Origin of the sequence: Sabulibacter ruber, from assembly GCF_017355955.1 — a bacterium.
In the GTDB taxonomy this organism is placed as follows: Bacteria; Bacteroidota; Bacteroidia; order Cytophagales; family Hymenobacteraceae; genus Nibribacter; species Nibribacter ruber_A.
In genome coordinates this window covers 1569807-1584486 of the sequence record NZ_JAFFID010000001.1, presented here as the reverse complement: position 1 = coordinate 1584486, position 14680 = coordinate 1569807, and the positions used below count along the sequence as shown (strand labels likewise).

Here is a 14680-nt window from a genome sequence, read left to right as displayed (position 1 = left end):
CAATTGGGCGCCGAGATTCTTCGGTCATGACAAGGACCTAGGCTACACTTGAAAGACTAAAACATGAAGTATTTTGGTGTGGCGACCATTGATTCTGGAGTTGTTCTGCCGGGCTCCATTGTCACCTCTGGTTTGGTATGATCTAACAGGTGCAAGAACAGGTAAAAGAGTAGGAAGCGGGCAGAACGCCTGTAGTGTTGAATTATTCAAGTAGCTTAAGAAATGTTAGAGCCAGATTCCTATAAAAAAGGCTTATGGAGAATAGCGTTGATTACCTCGGTGGCCTGGGGGGTAATCAGTATGTTTCCCGTTATCAATGCCGGCCGGCCGTTCTTCCTGGGTAATCGTCCGCCCCGGCCCCGGATGCGCGAGATGCACTTTCCGCCTCCCCAGGAACATATGCTTATTACGGTAGTGGGCATCTCGGTGCTCATGCTTTGCCTGTGGTTTATCAATATTTACCTGTACGGCAGGCTGAGCAGGGTAGACCTGAAAGACAAGACCAGGAACATCATCAGGTACGTCACCAGTTATGTGCTTACTACTTTGCTGTATTACGGCTGTGTGGCGGTGATTTTTGTGCTGTCAGACGGAGGTCGGGTCAGGGTGCTGCCGCTCATTGTGGCGCTCACCAACAACACCATCATTCTGGTGCTCATGGATCTGATCATCTTGCAGCGGAAAAGCGCCCAGATTGCGGTGGAGAACAGCCAGCTCAAGATGAACCACGCCATTGCGCAGCACCAGCACCTGAAACACCAACTGCAGCCGCATTTCCTGTTCAACTCGCTTACTACCCTCAAATCATTGATCAAGCGGCAACGCCCCGAGGCCGAGGAGTACCTGGTGCGGCTCTCTGATTTGCTGAGGGCATCCATCAACTCGGGGAACGAGGCCATCATTCCGCTGAAGGAGGAGCTCAAGCTTTGCGTGGATTACCTGGAGATGCAGAAAGTGCGGTTCAAAGATTCCTTCAGCTACGAGATTGACATACCGGAGCACATTCTCCTGACTGGTTGCCTGCCCATTTTCTCGTTGCAGTTGCTGGTAGAGAACGCCATCAAGCACAATGCCTTCACCGTGGAGGAGCCCTTGACCATCAAGATCGCGTACCAAACCAATGATTCCATTGTGGTTACCAACAACAAAAGGAAGAAGCAGACCCTAGAGGCTTCCTCGGGCATCGGGCTCAGGAATTTGTCTGAGCGGTACCAGGTTATCTGCGGCACCGGCATCAACATTATGGAGTCAGACCAGTATTTCTCTGTTGAATTAAAGTTACTGTTCAATGAACATCCTCATAATTGAAGACGAACCCTTCACCGCCGAAGACCTGGAAGATACCTTGCTGGAGGTAGAGCCCGCCGCCAGGATTGTGGCGGTACTACCCTCGGTGAAAGCGGCGGTGGCGTATTTCCAGGCAAATCCGCAACCCGACCTTATTTTCTCGGATATACAGCTGGGCGATGGGCTGAGCTTTGAGATCTTCAACGCCGTGTCCATCACCAAGCCAGTGGTGTTCTGTACCGCCTACAACGAGTACGCGCTGGACGCTTTCCGGGCCAACGGCATTGATTATATCCTGAAGCCGTTCAACAGGGCCACTATTGAGAAAACGCTGCAGAAATACAAGCAACTGCAGGAAAGTCTGGCCCCAGGTAAACCAGACTACCAGGCCCTGCTGCAGCTGCTGGATAACCGTCTGGTGCAGAAGCCAACCTCGGTGCTGGTGTACCAACGCGATAAGATCATTCCGCTGCCCATTGACCAGATTGCCGTCTTCTATTCCCAGAACCTGATCACGCACGTGGTCACCTTTGACCAGCGCAAGTTCACCCTCAACCAGAACATGGAAGAGATGGAAGCCATCTGCGGCAGTCAGTTCTTCCGGGCCAACCGTCAGTACCTGGTAAACCACAAAGCCATCAAAGAAGCCGCACAATACTTCGGCCGCAAGCTATCAGTGACGTTGAACATCCCGTTCCAGGAAGAAATCATCGTCAGCAAAGCCAAAAGCCCCCTGTTCCTGAACTGGCTGGCGAAGTAACACAAGCTTGAGATAAGGGTGGAATGGGGCATGGCTGTCATTAGTACAGCAAGAAGTTGCCGTCCTTTCAGGGAGAAGCATGTAGCTGTTTTAAGGCCGTTTTCTGAAAGTAAGCTAATAACAGAAAGTTGTCTACTGGACTATGGCGCGGAAGTTATTTCCGTGCCTTGAGAGTACGTCAGGAAGGCACGGAAGTAACTTCCGCGCCATTGCAGGCTTAAGGGGGGGCATCAGGAAAGACAGCAAGCCGTTTTGAGGTTGTTTTCATAGAATCAAGCCAAATACAAAACTTTATCTGCCCTAAATAGAAAGAATTTGAAACACCAGCTACTCCACTTTTAACCCATCCGTTGTCATGGAAAATAGCCAAATCAGAAAACTGGAGCAGGAGATTGCGCTTAAGCAGAAGTGCTTGTATTCAGCGGAACTTCAGAAGATGAACAAGAAAGTAGCGCAGTTACTATTGCAGGAGTTGAAGGAACTGAAAGATCAGCTAAAACAGGTCAAACAGCAGCAATTGAAGGCTGAGAAAAAGAAGTCCTTTGCTTCTGCTTACTAATGGGCTTGCAGGCTGGCACTCCAAATGAAGGCTGGTGGAGAAAACCATTTTTTCCCATGATTAACAGTTTAGTTTTAGAGTGTTCTGAAATATCATGTAATAAGGCTACTCCGCTTCTCAGAACTTTCCTGAACCCTCGCTCGCCTCTGGCGAGTGTGAGTAATGGGGCAGCCTCTGGCTGCGTTGTTGGGGTACAGGTGAGCTAGACACACCTCGGCTACCTGCGTCCCCAGCGGCGAGACGCCGCATGATAACGCACACTCGCCAGAGGCGAGCGAGGGTTCAGTTACCAACCATAAAAAATTGAATCTGCCAGCTAACTGAGAGCAGAGAATTTACCCTAGTTCACAGTTTTACAATCCCGTGCTCTATAAAGCCAGACCTATCCCAAACCAGGCCTAAGAAATCCACCTCTCGTTTTAGAACCGTTTAGCTGAGATCATAGCCGAAATTGTTGGCTGGTAGCATGAGCAACTTCAGTTAGCCTTTTGCCCGCTTCACCCAGTATTGCCTGTTCCCCTGTGGATGGCCGCCCGAACTTAGCGGCATCAACCTGAAAGCCTCGGTTTTTGCCTTGCTTTTGGGAAAACAGGAACAAAACAGAAACTCTTACACAGGCAATATGAAGCGTTTTCTATTCATGGTACTGCTGCTCTTGGGAGGGTACCAGGCCTCAGCACAATCCTTTTCAGTCTCGGGTAAGGTGGTGGATGCCACTGACAAATCAGCGCTGCCCGGCGCTACGGTTATTCTTACCAGGTTAGTGGACTCAACCCAATCGGTGGCGGCAACTGATACGCAAGGAGCTTTCAAACTGAGCGTCCCAGCCGGTAACTATAGGCTGAACGTCACTTTTCTGGGGTACCAGACTTTTCAGAAATCGGTGCCGGTATTGACGGCTACAGATGTAGGGACGCTGAGCCTGGCTTTGAACAGCCAGGTGTTGGGCGAAGTGAAAGTAGTGGGCAAGATTCCGCCGGGCGAGCAGAAAGGCGATACAACCCAGTTCAACGCCGCCGCCTTCAAAACCGCCCCGGATGCCAGCGCCGAGGACCTGGTGCAGAAGATGCCGGGCATTACGGTGACCAACGGAACGCTGCAGGCGCAGGGCCAGGACGTGAAGCAGGTGCTGGTAGACGGCAAGCGCTTCTTCAGCGATGACCCCAGCGCCGCCCTCCGCAGCCTTCCCGCCGACGTGATCGCCAACATCCAGATCTTCGATAAGAAAAGCGACCAGGCCGAGTTCAGCGGGGTAGATGACGGCCACGCGGCCAAAACCATCAACATCATCACCAAACCAGACAAACGCAAAGGGCAGTTCGGGAAAGCCTCAGCGGGTTACGGCTCCGATGGCAAGTACATGGTGGGTGCGGCGGTGAACTCGTTCAACGGCGATCAGCGCCTCACGCTCACCGGCCTCACCAATAACATTAACCTGCTGGACTTTTCCATTGGCGAGACTCCCGGCGGCGGCATGCGGGGCCGGCGTCCGCCCATGGGCGGGGGCACCCCCTCGGGGCTGATTTCTACCAACACAATCGGGCTAAACTACAGTGATCTGTGGGGCAAGAAGATAGAGGTGAGCGGCAATTATAAGTTCACGGACCGCACCATCGGGAACAATCAGTTCAGGATCCAGAACTACACGCTGCCGTCAGACTCGGGCCAGGTCTACAACGAGAACCGCTTGAGTTCCACGGCCACGGCCAGCCACGTGTTCAATTTCCGGCTGGATTATAACCTCAACCCCAACAACCGCCTGTTGATCACGCCCAGTTTGACGGTGGAAGATAACAGCTCAACGAACCAGGTTTCTAGTGCCACTTCCAACGTGAACGGCGCCCTGAATACCTCTGAGAACTCCACAGTAGCCAGTAGCAAAGCGCTCACGTTCAACAACAACATCCTGTTTAGCCATAAATTCGGGAAAACGGGCCGAAATCTCTCCGCCAGCCTCAACACCAGCTACAGCACCAGCAACGGCGACAATACCTTGGCGGCGACCAGCCTTTACTACCGCGGAACCAACACCAATGCCTTTCAGAACCTGTTCACCCAACAGAAAAGAAACACGTTCTCGTGGGTCGGTGACCTGACCTACAATGAGCCGGTGGGTAAAAACGGCCATGTGCAGCTCATCTACAACCTGGGCAACCAACTGAACGATGCTGACAAAAAAGCCTATGAGCTGGATGCCGAAGGCTCCGGTACCTACAGCCAACTGAACCAAGCGCTGAGCAATACCTTCCAGAGTGGGTACTTCACGCAGCGCTTTGGCACCGGTTACCAGTACAACCAGGGCAAACTGCGGCTCCGCGTAAACACCCGCTACCAATTGGCTACGTTGGAGGTTGACCAGGAATACCCCAGTGAGAATACCTACACCCGGCGGTTTACCAGCATTTTGCCCTCGGCGGATATGAACCTCAAGATTTCCCAGTCCAAGAACTTTGATTTCAACTACAACACCAGTACCAATGCGCCTTCGGTAGATCAGTTGTCTGAGGCCATTGACAATACCAACCCGCTGCTGTTGTACCAGGGAAATCCTTCGTTGCTGCAAACCTACAGCCATAGTTTCCGGACCGGGTTCCGCAACTTCAATACAGAGACCAACCGCATCTTTTTTGTGGGTGTTTTCGGGAATCTGGTTCAAAACTACGTGGGTAACAGCATCACCAGAGCCACTGCGGAGCCTATCACGTTGGCCAACGGCGTGGTGCTGGAAAAGGGGCAGCAACTGACCACGCCAGTGAACCTGGATGGCTACGTGAATGTACGCTCGGTTTTCCACCTGGGCCAGCCGGTGAACTGGCTGAAGTCTAACGTTGGGGTGCACGGCTCGGTGGGGTACACGCGCACGCCGGGCTTAACCAACGGGGAGCTGAACATTGCCAAAGCGCCCAACGTGGGAGTGGGGCTGTCGTTGAGCAGTAACATCAGTGAGAAGATAGACTTCAATCTCTCCACCAATTCTTCTTACAACTTTGTGCACAATTCTTTGCCTACGCAGCAGAGTAACAACTATTTCACCCAGAACACCAACCTGAAATACAACTGGATCTTCGGGCCGGGCCTAGTGTACCGCACCGAGCTGAACCACCAGTACAACTCTGGTTTATCTGCGGGGTTAGATGCCAACTACCTGCTCTGGAACATGAGCATCAGCAAGAAGTTGTTCAAAAACCAGCAGGGCGAGCTGAGTCTGAGCGTGAACGATTTGCTCAACCAGAACGTGAGCGTGCAGCGGAACTTCACCGCCCAGTACGTGGAAGATGTGCAATCCAGCGTGCTGCAGCGTTTCTTCATGCTCACCTTCACCTACAACCTGCGCAACTTCACCGGCAGCGCCCCGGCAGAACCGAGCCGCGACAGAGGGTTCCCTGGTCCGCCTCCGGGCGGTTTGCCCGGCGGACCACCGCCACCACAGGGCTAATTCATCGCTCTTAAGTAGCACTCAAGCCTTCTGTTTACGGCTTATTTTCTCAGAAAAGAGCAATAAACAGAAGGCTTTTGCTTTATATTAGAAGAACCATATATCATGGCCGATATGAAAAATCTCATCCTTTTAATTGCCTTGTTTCTGGCCGGCAATGGCGCGATGGCCCAGATCAAGCTGGATAAAATCAAAGGTGCCATCCTGAGCGGCACTGGCCAACTTTCTAAGGAGGAAGTAGGAGCCGGCCTGAAGGAAGCCTTGACCAAAGGCGCCTCCAACGGTTCCGATTTAGCCTCGCAGGTGGACGGTTACTTTAAAAACCCCGAGATCAGGATTCCTTTTCCGCCGGAGGTGAAGAACGTGGAAACGCGGCTTCGGCAGATTGGCATGGGCGGCGAGGTAGACAAATTTGTGCTGGCCCTGAACCGCGCCGCCGAGGATGCTGCCAAGGAAGCGAAACCCATCTTTGTCTCCGCCATCAAGCAGATGACCATTCAGGATGCTTTCTCTATTCTGAAAGGCGAGCAGGACGCGGCTACCCGGTACCTCAAACGCACCACCTCAGATCAGCTGACCCAGGCGTTCCAGCCTATTATCCAGAACTCGCTGAGCAAGGTGAACGCCACCCAATATTACCACAACCTGATCTCGGCGTACAACAAGATTCCGCTGGTGAAGAAAGTGAATCCAGACCTGGAGGCCTATGCCACGCAAAAGGCGCTGGACGGTTTGTTTGTGATGGTGGCCAAAGAGGAAAAAGCCATCCGGCAGAATCCGCAGGCCCGCACGTCTGAGTTGCTCAAAAAAGTGTTCAGTCAGCAGTAAAGTGTCCTTTCACGCTTAGGAAAATCTCTTCTGGAAACGCTTTCATCTTGATTGGTGAAGGCGTTTTTTGTTTTGGGCTTCTTTTCAGGGAAACACCTTGAAAACAGGTTGCCCGTTTCACTTACCGCTTCTGTCCGTTTCACTTTGGGGTTTGTCCCGTTGGCTTCAAACAGGGGTTTTCAGGCTGTTTTTGGCACCTGCTTTGCAAATAGCCTAGCAACCAGGTCAAACAACCTGGCCTTACACTAGAAACTTAAACCCTTAGACAAAATGAAAAAATTAGCAGTAATGATTGCTTTAGGCCTGGCAGTAGTAGGAACTTCATATGCGCAGGATGGTCCGCGCCGAGACAGAAACGCCGAGAACAGAACCGAGCAGGGCCGTGGCGACCGAGGTGATTTCCGCCGTGGTGAGGGCAAGCGCCAGAAATTGACTCCGGAGCAAATTGCCGCCAAACGCACCGAAATGCTCACCAAGAAGCTGGACCTGAACAAATCCCAGGAACGCAAATTGCAAGCGCTTAACCTGAAACATGCTCAGCAAATGCAGAGCCTGCGCGGTGAGTTCGCTAAAGGCGGCAACCGCAATGAGCAGGGCCGTGAGCAATTGCAACGCCTTCGCGCCGATTGGGAGAAAGAGCTCAAAGACATCCTGAACAAAAAGCAGTTTGAGAAATACCAAACCGAGCGCAAGCAGATGCAAGCCAAACGCGCCGAGCGTTCTGGAAGAGGCGGGGATTTCAATCAGAAATTCAACAAGAAAAGCAGAGCGAACTCCTGATGCGCTGCGGCTCCAGGAAATCTGATTCTTCCTTAAGTAATAGAAGAAACGATCAGTAGCTTTTAAGCTCAGTTTAAAAAAATAGGCCTGAAACTTCCGTTTCAGGCCTATTTTTTTTCAAGCGTATTCTAACCACCAAGGTTTTCAGGCCCGGGTGGAATGATGATAATTAAGCGGGCACCTGGATCACGGCCTCGGAGAAGCGCTGCATTTCCTCGATCTGAGGGCTGCACTGCAACAGGAAGAAATCCACGCCTGCCTTTTCAAACTCGCCAATGCGGTCCTGAATCTGGGCAGTGGTTCCGGTGAGTCCGGTGCGGAGGCCGCGGTTGGAAACGGAGTAATCCTCCAGAGAAACGCGTTGCTCCAGTTGGGTTCCGGCCAGCCACTGCTGGTAATTTTTGTAACCGGCGGCGGAGCCCTGCACGTTGGTGATGCGTTCCAGTTCCTTTTTCACTTCCTGCTCGGTGTCGCGCACAATGGAATAGGCGGCTACCCCAAACTTCATGGGCGGTAAACCGGCTTCTTCGCGGCGGCGCTTCATGTCTGAGATGCGTTCCCCAATCTTTTCGGGAGAGTCACCGTGCATCACGTAGCCGTCGCATTGGCGGGAGATCAGTTGCTTGGCCGCCTCAGACTCGCCGCCCGCGTAAATGAACGGTTTGTTTTTGGGCTTGGGCTGCAGCACGTTATCGGTGACCTGGTAGTATTTGCCCTGGTAAGTGAAATGGTCTTTCTCCCAGAGGTTGGTCACCACATCCAGCCACTCCTTGGTGCGGGCGTAGCGGTCATCGTGCTGCTCAAACTGGATGCCGTATTTAGTAGCCTCGTCTTTCCACCAGCTGGACACCACGTTCAAAGACAGGCGCCCGTTGCTGATGAGGTCAATGTTGGCGGCGGCTTTGGCCAGCAGCGCCGGGTTATGGAACGTGGGGCGCACGGCCACCATCAGTTCCAGTTTCTGGGTCACGGCGGCCAGGGCGGCAGCGGTAGACCAGGCATCCAGCGCCGGAGCCTCTTCGCCTTTGATGTCGTTGAGGTACAGTTCCGCGATAAGCGCGATGCTGTAGCCCCAGTCCTCGCTTTTCTGGGCCAGGGTTTTCACATAGTCCCAGGAGGTTTCCATGGTTTCATCTGGTACGTTGCGGAGCCATCCGCCAAATACCGGGAGCCAATAACCAAACTGCATGCTTATACCTCCTCGGTTACCAGTTGCGCCTTTTTCTCCAGGAAGTCTACCAGACGCTGGTGCGGATTGAACCCGATCACGTTCACGGCATCGGCCACGAAGTTAGACAGTGCGTTCACGTCATAGTAGTACAGCTGGCCGTCGCGGTCGTCAACGATGTACTCAATGCCGCCCACGTCAATGCCCGAGTTCTGCACAATAGCCTCAATAGCATCAATCACTTCCTGGTCTGGGGTATAGCCTTCCACTTTGAGGCCGTTTTTAGGCGCATCCAGGGCGCAGGCGTTGCGCACCAGCTCCACACCGGTAGTGGTCTGGCAGATATCAGCGGGGCACAGGTTGAAGCTTTCGCCGGTGGTGTACACTTTAATGGCGTACAGGTATTTGCCGCCCAGGGTCTCCACTCGGTGGATGTAACCGCCACGGGCCGGGATGAACTCCTGCACCAGCGCGGTGTGGTCAATGCCCAGGTCAATCTCATTGTTGGCAACGGCTAGCGCCAAGGCTTCTACGGAGTCATATTTCACAATACCGGCGCCGCTTCCGCCAATGTTGGCTTTCACCACCACCGGGAAACGCAGCCCATCGGCGGCTTTCACAGCCTGGGAGGCGTGGTTGATCACGCGGGCTTTAGGGTAAGGCAAACCCAGCGATTGTAACAGGGAAAGCTGCAGGGCTTTGTTGGTTTCGTATTGGAAGGCTTTGTGGCCGTTCACGGTAGGAGTGCCGGTGCGCTCCAGGTGACCCAGTAAGCCCAAAGTATAGAAAATGCCGTTCTCATTGCCGCGTAAATAAGCAGATGGGCTCATGCGGTTGAAGAAAAGGCTGTAAGGAGTTTCCTCTTCGGCCAGGTCATAGGTGTGCTCAGCGGCGTTCAGGCGCACGTAAGGGATTCCTCTGTTCTCTAGCTCTTCAAACAAAGGCTTGAACCAGTCTGGGTGCTCGTGGAAAATGGCAATCGGTTTTACTTGGTTGTTCGTGCTCATTTTAGTGATGGGTTGTGTAGTGTGCAAGAAAGTTAATGATATACTCTATAGGTTTAATAGAGTTTGGTGATTATTAGGTTTGATGAATAAAAATCTGGCGCTACAGAAAATCTGTTGGATGAAAAAGAGGACGTTGATCAGGTTGGTACTTCAGGGGTACTTTTGAAAAAGAAGCCTGAAAAAGCCCAGAAACGATGCTTGAAAACCGCTGGTGCAGAGACCTGATGTTCGTCTTATTTCAGAATGAGGGAATTCAGCAACAGCAACAACAATCAGAAGCCGGATGGGAATTGGCCTTGAGAGAATGGGGCAGGAGTACTCCCCGAGATGCTGTCTGAGAAAGCAAAGAAGGATGCATGGGCTGTTCTTTATTTTTCCTAGTTTAATTAGGCAGGATTTAGCACCTAGTCTTACCTAAGTTGCTAGAAGTTCACAGAGCCTGTTCTCTCCCTTCTTCTTAATAAATCAATGCCCCGGAGGGGTAATTTTGACTTTACTTCCGCAAAGGTGCATCATGGAAACTTACTGTGCAAGCCCTCGGGCAAAATTGTGCAGGAAGATCATCCTGGTAATTCAGGGCGCTATCATTCAGAGAGACACCATCATAGTGGCACCTGTGTTGCGTTTAAAGCCTGTTTTAGTGAAAACAGCCCAAAAAGCGAAGCAGCTGGTCAGTTGACTGCGGGCAAGATAATCTGGAAGGTTGTGCCTTTGCGTTCCTGGCTTTCTACGTCTATGGAGCCGCCGTGCTTTTCTACCAGCTGCCGGCAGATGCTAAGACCCAATCCCGTGGATTTCTCACCTTTGAGGCCGCGCCGCCGGGCTTTGGAGAACCGATCAAAGAGCTGCGCCTTGAACTTATCTGGGATGCCAATGCCGTTGTCAGCCACCGTGAGGAGCAGTTTTTTATCGGCTCGCTGCAATCCTATGGTGATTTCGCCCTGGTGGGGAGTGAACTTCACCGCATTGGAAAGCAGGTTGTTCATGATGCGCTGGAACCGTTCCTTGTTCAGGTTGGCGTACAGCGGAGTATCTGAGTAGGTGAGTTTCAGGAGGCGGGAGCCTTGCAGTTGGGTTTCCCATTCTTGTTGCACCTCCTGCAGCAAAGTGCAGAGATTTGTTTTCTCCAGCGGAATGCTATCCTGCTGCTCTTCCTTGGACAGGTAAAGCAGTTCTTTGATGATGTGCCGCGAGGACTGGCAGCTGGTCAGGATCAGGTTAAGGTATTGCTGCTGTTGTTCCGGGGAGTTCGTCTGCTTCTGCAAAAGGGAGGTGAGCATTTCAATGTTGTTGAAGGGGCTCCTGAGGTCATGAGCTACCACGCCCAAAATCTCGGACTTGGCCCGGCTTACCTTTTCTATTTCCAGGTTCTTTTCCTCAATCTCCTTGAGTTGCAGAAAATAAGTGGCCCGGTGGCTGTACATCACCCTGGATAACACAAAGAAGCACGTCATGATCACAAAGGACATGCAGTGGTTCAGGACCACCTGGTCCATGGGCAGAGACGTCAGGCCCAGTACTCCAGAAAAAGCAAGCGTTGAGAGCACCACCAGAGCCAGAGATTCGTAATATTCAAAGTCCCAGAGAAACGCCACCGTCACCAAGCCCAGCAAGTACATGGTGAGCGTGTTTTTGGGGTTGCTCTGGGCAATGTAGGTGATACCCAGGCAGGAAAGAATCAACGTAAACGCAAACAGGAGGCACAGCAATTGGGCCTTCCAGACTTGGTCCTGGGTTTTCTGGGAGTTAAAGCAGAAACATTCCATCACCTGGAACAGGGCCGAGGCGAAGGCCAGGGAGATGTTCAAACCCCTGAAGAAGTTGACGTGCGGGATGTGGCTGAGGAACGGAAATGCCAGCGGCAACAGCAAAATACCACAAGGTACCAACTGGGTAATGGTAGAGGCCAGCCGAAGCTTTCTCAGGTTCTGCAAAGAATACTCCTGCCTAAACGCTTCTGCCTGGGAGGAGGGAGGAGTACTAAAAAAGTAAAAGTTCAAGTCAATACTCTGCTAATACGAGAGAGCATGAAGGAACCTGGGGGAGGGTTTTCATGATGATGCAAAGATAAGAAAAGTCTTACAAAAGATTGCTTTGGTTCTACGTTCTTCGCATAGCCACTACAAATAAGTCTATTCGTTTTCAGGGCTGCTTTTAGGCTGATTTTAGGGAGCTTTTCCGCTTATGATTTTAATTTAGAGAAGATTAGTAAAATTATATGTTTTGGCAAGATGTTTGGTTTAAAGCACTTAGGAGGTGTTTTCTCCTATACCGCAATCAACAAGCTGGTAAATGCTCCCAACATGAGGCAGCTGTTTGGTTATAAACTTCAGTACACATGAAAACCTTTATTAACAATCTGTGGGTTTGGGGAGCTTTGATGCTTCTGACCTTGGGCCTGGCAGCTTCTCCGGAGGCGCAGGCAGCACGTCCGGGAGACCAGGTGTCTTTCCAGACGTTTTATGACGAACTGGACCGCTACGGCCGCTGGATTCGGGATCCCGAGTACGGCTATGTGTGGTCACCCAGTGTGGAGCGTGACTTTCAGCCCTATGCCACCCGCGGGCACTGGGTGATGACCGAGTACGGCAACACATGGGTTTCTGACTATGACTGGGGCTGGGCACCGTTCCACTACGGCCGCTGGTATTATGACGATTTCTACGGCTGGCTTTGGGTACCCGGCAATGAGTGGGGACCGGCCTGGGTAGATTGGCGTAACGGCGGCGGCTACTACGGTTGGGCGCCTATGGGACCAAGGGTGACGTATGTGGTGGCTCCGGTTAGATGGATTTTTGTTCCGGTGATGTATATCACCAGCCCACGCATCTATGACTACTGCGTGCCCAGAACCCGGGTGGTGAACATTTACCATAATACCACCATCATCAACAACTACTATGAGCGCGATAACCGCCGGTACGTGTACGGTCCCCGCAACCAGGACATTGAACGAGCCACCAACCGCAAGGTGAACGTGTACCGGGTAGATCGTGACAGCAGACCTGGCAGAACCGCCGTAGCAGACAACTCCGTCCGGATTTACCGGCCAGACGTAAACTCGCGCCGCGAGGAAGCACCAACCAGGGTAATCGCCCGGGATAATACTTCCCGTTCACGTTTCAATGAAAGCCGGGAGACGGTTGGCCGAAGTGACCGCAGCAGCAATGCAGACCGGAGCCGCGCTGATATGGATGGATCAACCTCCCGCACCCGTACCAGCAATGATGGGTATTCTTCTTCCAGAAGCCGCACTGGGGTAGAAGCCACCGGCGAGCAGCGCAGTACCGTTGAAGGAACCCGGGAAAGGGAAAGCGTGCGTAGATCGCCTGCCGCTACCGGGGAGTATTCAAGTCCATCGCGCACTGAGGGAACCGATTACCCAAGACGTTCCAGACAGATGGAAACCACCGGTACCCGAGATGCCTCTACCGGCTATGGCTCTGCTGAACGCTCCCAGAGTGGGTACTCTACCCGCAGAAGCGAGGCTCCAAGCCAAGGACAATACCAGACCCGGTCCCGGCAAGAATCCTCGGGGTCAGGGCAATACCAGCAGCGCAGCCGCCAGGGATCTGCTCCCGCGCAAGCTCCTGCCCAAAGAAGCTCTTCCCGCCAAGGGGGTGCCGACTCAGGAAGGGATGGAGGCCAGCGAGGTCGTAATTAAATAGTGCTGATTTAATGAATGATAGGAAAGCCGCACTTCTTTGAGGTGCGGTTTTTTTTGTGCTGTTTCTAAAGGTGCTGATGGGTTGAAAAGCTGTTTTTGAACTGTTTTCGTGGTTTTAGCATGAAAATAAGAGTAGAAAGATTACCTGGTTTTGGGTGCTCAGCACCAAATCTTCTGAGCCACCTTATCCCGCTGCTTACTCCCGCAGAAAGTCTAACATCAGTTGGTTTACCTTGTCTGGTTCTTCATGGTGCAGCCAATGGGTGGCTTCTTCTAGGAAGATGAGTTTTCCCTGGTTGCATTGTTCCATGCTGGGCTGAGCCAATTCTGTGCCCAGGAACTGATCCTGTTTTCCCCAGATCATGAGGGTAGGAACGCTAATCTTATGGTCTGGTTCAATGGGGTTGTATTTGTAAGCCCGGTACCAATTGATCATGGCTTCCAAAGCACCCAGTTGCTCCCAGGCTTTCTTGTACGTTTCCAGCTCTTCTTCTGAAAAAGTGCCCGGTTTAGCGGTTCTGGTCATGGCGGTTTTCATAAGTTGGAAATCAAATGCGCTGTTCACCGTTTCCGGAACCCCAGGGAGTTGAAAGAAGCCGGCGTACCAACTTCTGAGCATCTGTTTGGGGTTATGCGTCAGGTGCTCATGAATTACTTTTGGATGCGGCATGTTCAGGATAACCAGTTTCTCCAGCAACGCAGGATGTTCCAAAGCCAGGTTCCATGCCACGGCCCCGCCCCAGTCATGTCCCACCACTACCACTTTCCCTTGGCTAATCTGCGGGATAAGTTCCACCATGTCCTGCGTGAGTTGGTCAATGGTGTAGGCCTCCACTTCCTGCGGTTTGCTGCTCAGATTATATCCCCGCTGGTCCGGGGCCACCGCGTGCCAGCCTTGATCCGTGAAGAAGCTGAGCTGTTTCCTCCAACCGTACCCAAACTCCGGGAAGCCGTGCAAAAACAGGATGGTTGGTTGACGAGGTTCTCCGGCCTCAAAGGTGTGCAGGTAAATGCCGTTGGCAGTATAATCTCGCTCTTTCATTTCCATGGCTTGGGTGATGATGACTAACCCTTGTACGTGCAGGGTAAGCATATTTCTGTTTTTGGGGAGATTTCAAGAAAACAGGCTTGAAAGAGGGAGGATAAATAGTACACGTCCTGCTTACCTATGGCGCGGATTTACTTACG

Annotated in this window: 11 protein-coding genes and 1 riboswitch; of the genes, 7 read left to right on the top strand and 4 right to left on the bottom strand. The window is 52.3% G+C overall.

The features are described 5' to 3' along the window. Positions 1-222: 222 nt before the first annotated feature. The 6 genes from JT719_RS06445 (at position 223) to JT719_RS06420 (ending at position 7650) form a co-directional block, all read left to right on the top strand. Complete coding sequence (locus JT719_RS06445) at positions 223-1308, top strand: sensor histidine kinase (RefSeq protein WP_207431782.1); 1086 nt, start codon at positions 223-225, stop codon at positions 1306-1308. After that, the gene (locus JT719_RS06440) at positions 1289-2047 is read left to right on the top strand and encodes a LytR/AlgR family response regulator transcription factor (protein ID WP_207431781.1); all 759 of its coding nucleotides are present in this window, start codon (positions 1289-1291) and stop codon (positions 2045-2047) included. Before JT719_RS06445 ends, JT719_RS06440 begins: the two co-directional genes overlap by 20 nt. A gap of 355 nt (positions 2048-2402) precedes the next feature. Further along, a complete protein-coding gene (locus JT719_RS06435; protein ID WP_207431780.1) occupies positions 2403-2606 on the top strand; it encodes a hypothetical protein in 204 nt (67 codons plus the stop codon). A gap of 622 nt (positions 2607-3228) precedes the next feature. Further along, positions 3229-6042, top strand: coding sequence for an outer membrane beta-barrel protein (locus JT719_RS06430; protein ID WP_207431779.1), 2814 nt, complete (start codon positions 3229-3231; stop codon positions 6040-6042). A gap of 114 nt (positions 6043-6156) precedes the next feature. Then, on the top strand, positions 6157-6870 hold the full coding sequence (locus JT719_RS06425; protein ID WP_207431777.1) for a DUF4197 domain-containing protein: 714 nt from the start codon (positions 6157-6159) through the stop codon (positions 6868-6870). A 270-nt stretch (positions 6871-7140) separates the two neighbouring features. Continuing rightward, positions 7141-7650, top strand: a complete 510-nt coding sequence (locus tag JT719_RS06420; protein ID WP_207431775.1) for a hypothetical protein — start codon at positions 7141-7143, stop codon at positions 7648-7650. 169 nt (positions 7651-7819) lie between these two features. On the opposite strand, the gene JT719_RS06415 is transcribed toward JT719_RS06420, so the two are convergent. The 3 genes from JT719_RS06415 to JT719_RS06405 form a co-directional block, all read right to left on the bottom strand. Beyond that, entirely contained in the window at positions 7820-8839 is a 1020-nt protein-coding gene (locus JT719_RS06415; protein ID WP_207431773.1) for an LLM class flavin-dependent oxidoreductase, read from the bottom strand. Between the two features lie 2 nt (positions 8840-8841). Then, a complete protein-coding gene (locus JT719_RS06410) occupies positions 8842-9825 on the bottom strand; it encodes an ATP-grasp domain-containing protein (RefSeq protein WP_207431771.1) in 984 nt (327 codons plus the stop codon). Between the two features lie 365 nt (positions 9826-10190). Then, a riboswitch (SAM riboswitch) is annotated at positions 10191-10292 on the bottom strand. Between the two features lie 204 nt (positions 10293-10496). Continuing rightward, positions 10497-11759, bottom strand: coding sequence for a sensor histidine kinase (locus tag JT719_RS06405; protein ID WP_207431769.1), 1263 nt, complete (start codon positions 11757-11759; stop codon positions 10497-10499). Positions 11760-12163: 404 nt separating this feature from the next. On the opposite strand from JT719_RS06405, the gene JT719_RS06400 reads away from it, so the two are divergent. Next, positions 12164-13489, top strand: coding sequence for a DUF6600 domain-containing protein (locus tag JT719_RS06400; protein WP_207431764.1), 1326 nt, complete (start codon positions 12164-12166; stop codon positions 13487-13489). Positions 13490-13688: 199 nt separating this feature from the next. Here the strand turns inward: JT719_RS06400 and JT719_RS06395 are convergent, their stop codons facing one another. Next, positions 13689-14585 (bottom strand): alpha/beta fold hydrolase, encoded by an 897-nt coding sequence (locus JT719_RS06395; protein WP_242693086.1) that lies wholly within the window; start codon positions 14583-14585, stop codon positions 13689-13691. Positions 14586-14680 lie beyond the last annotated feature (95 nt).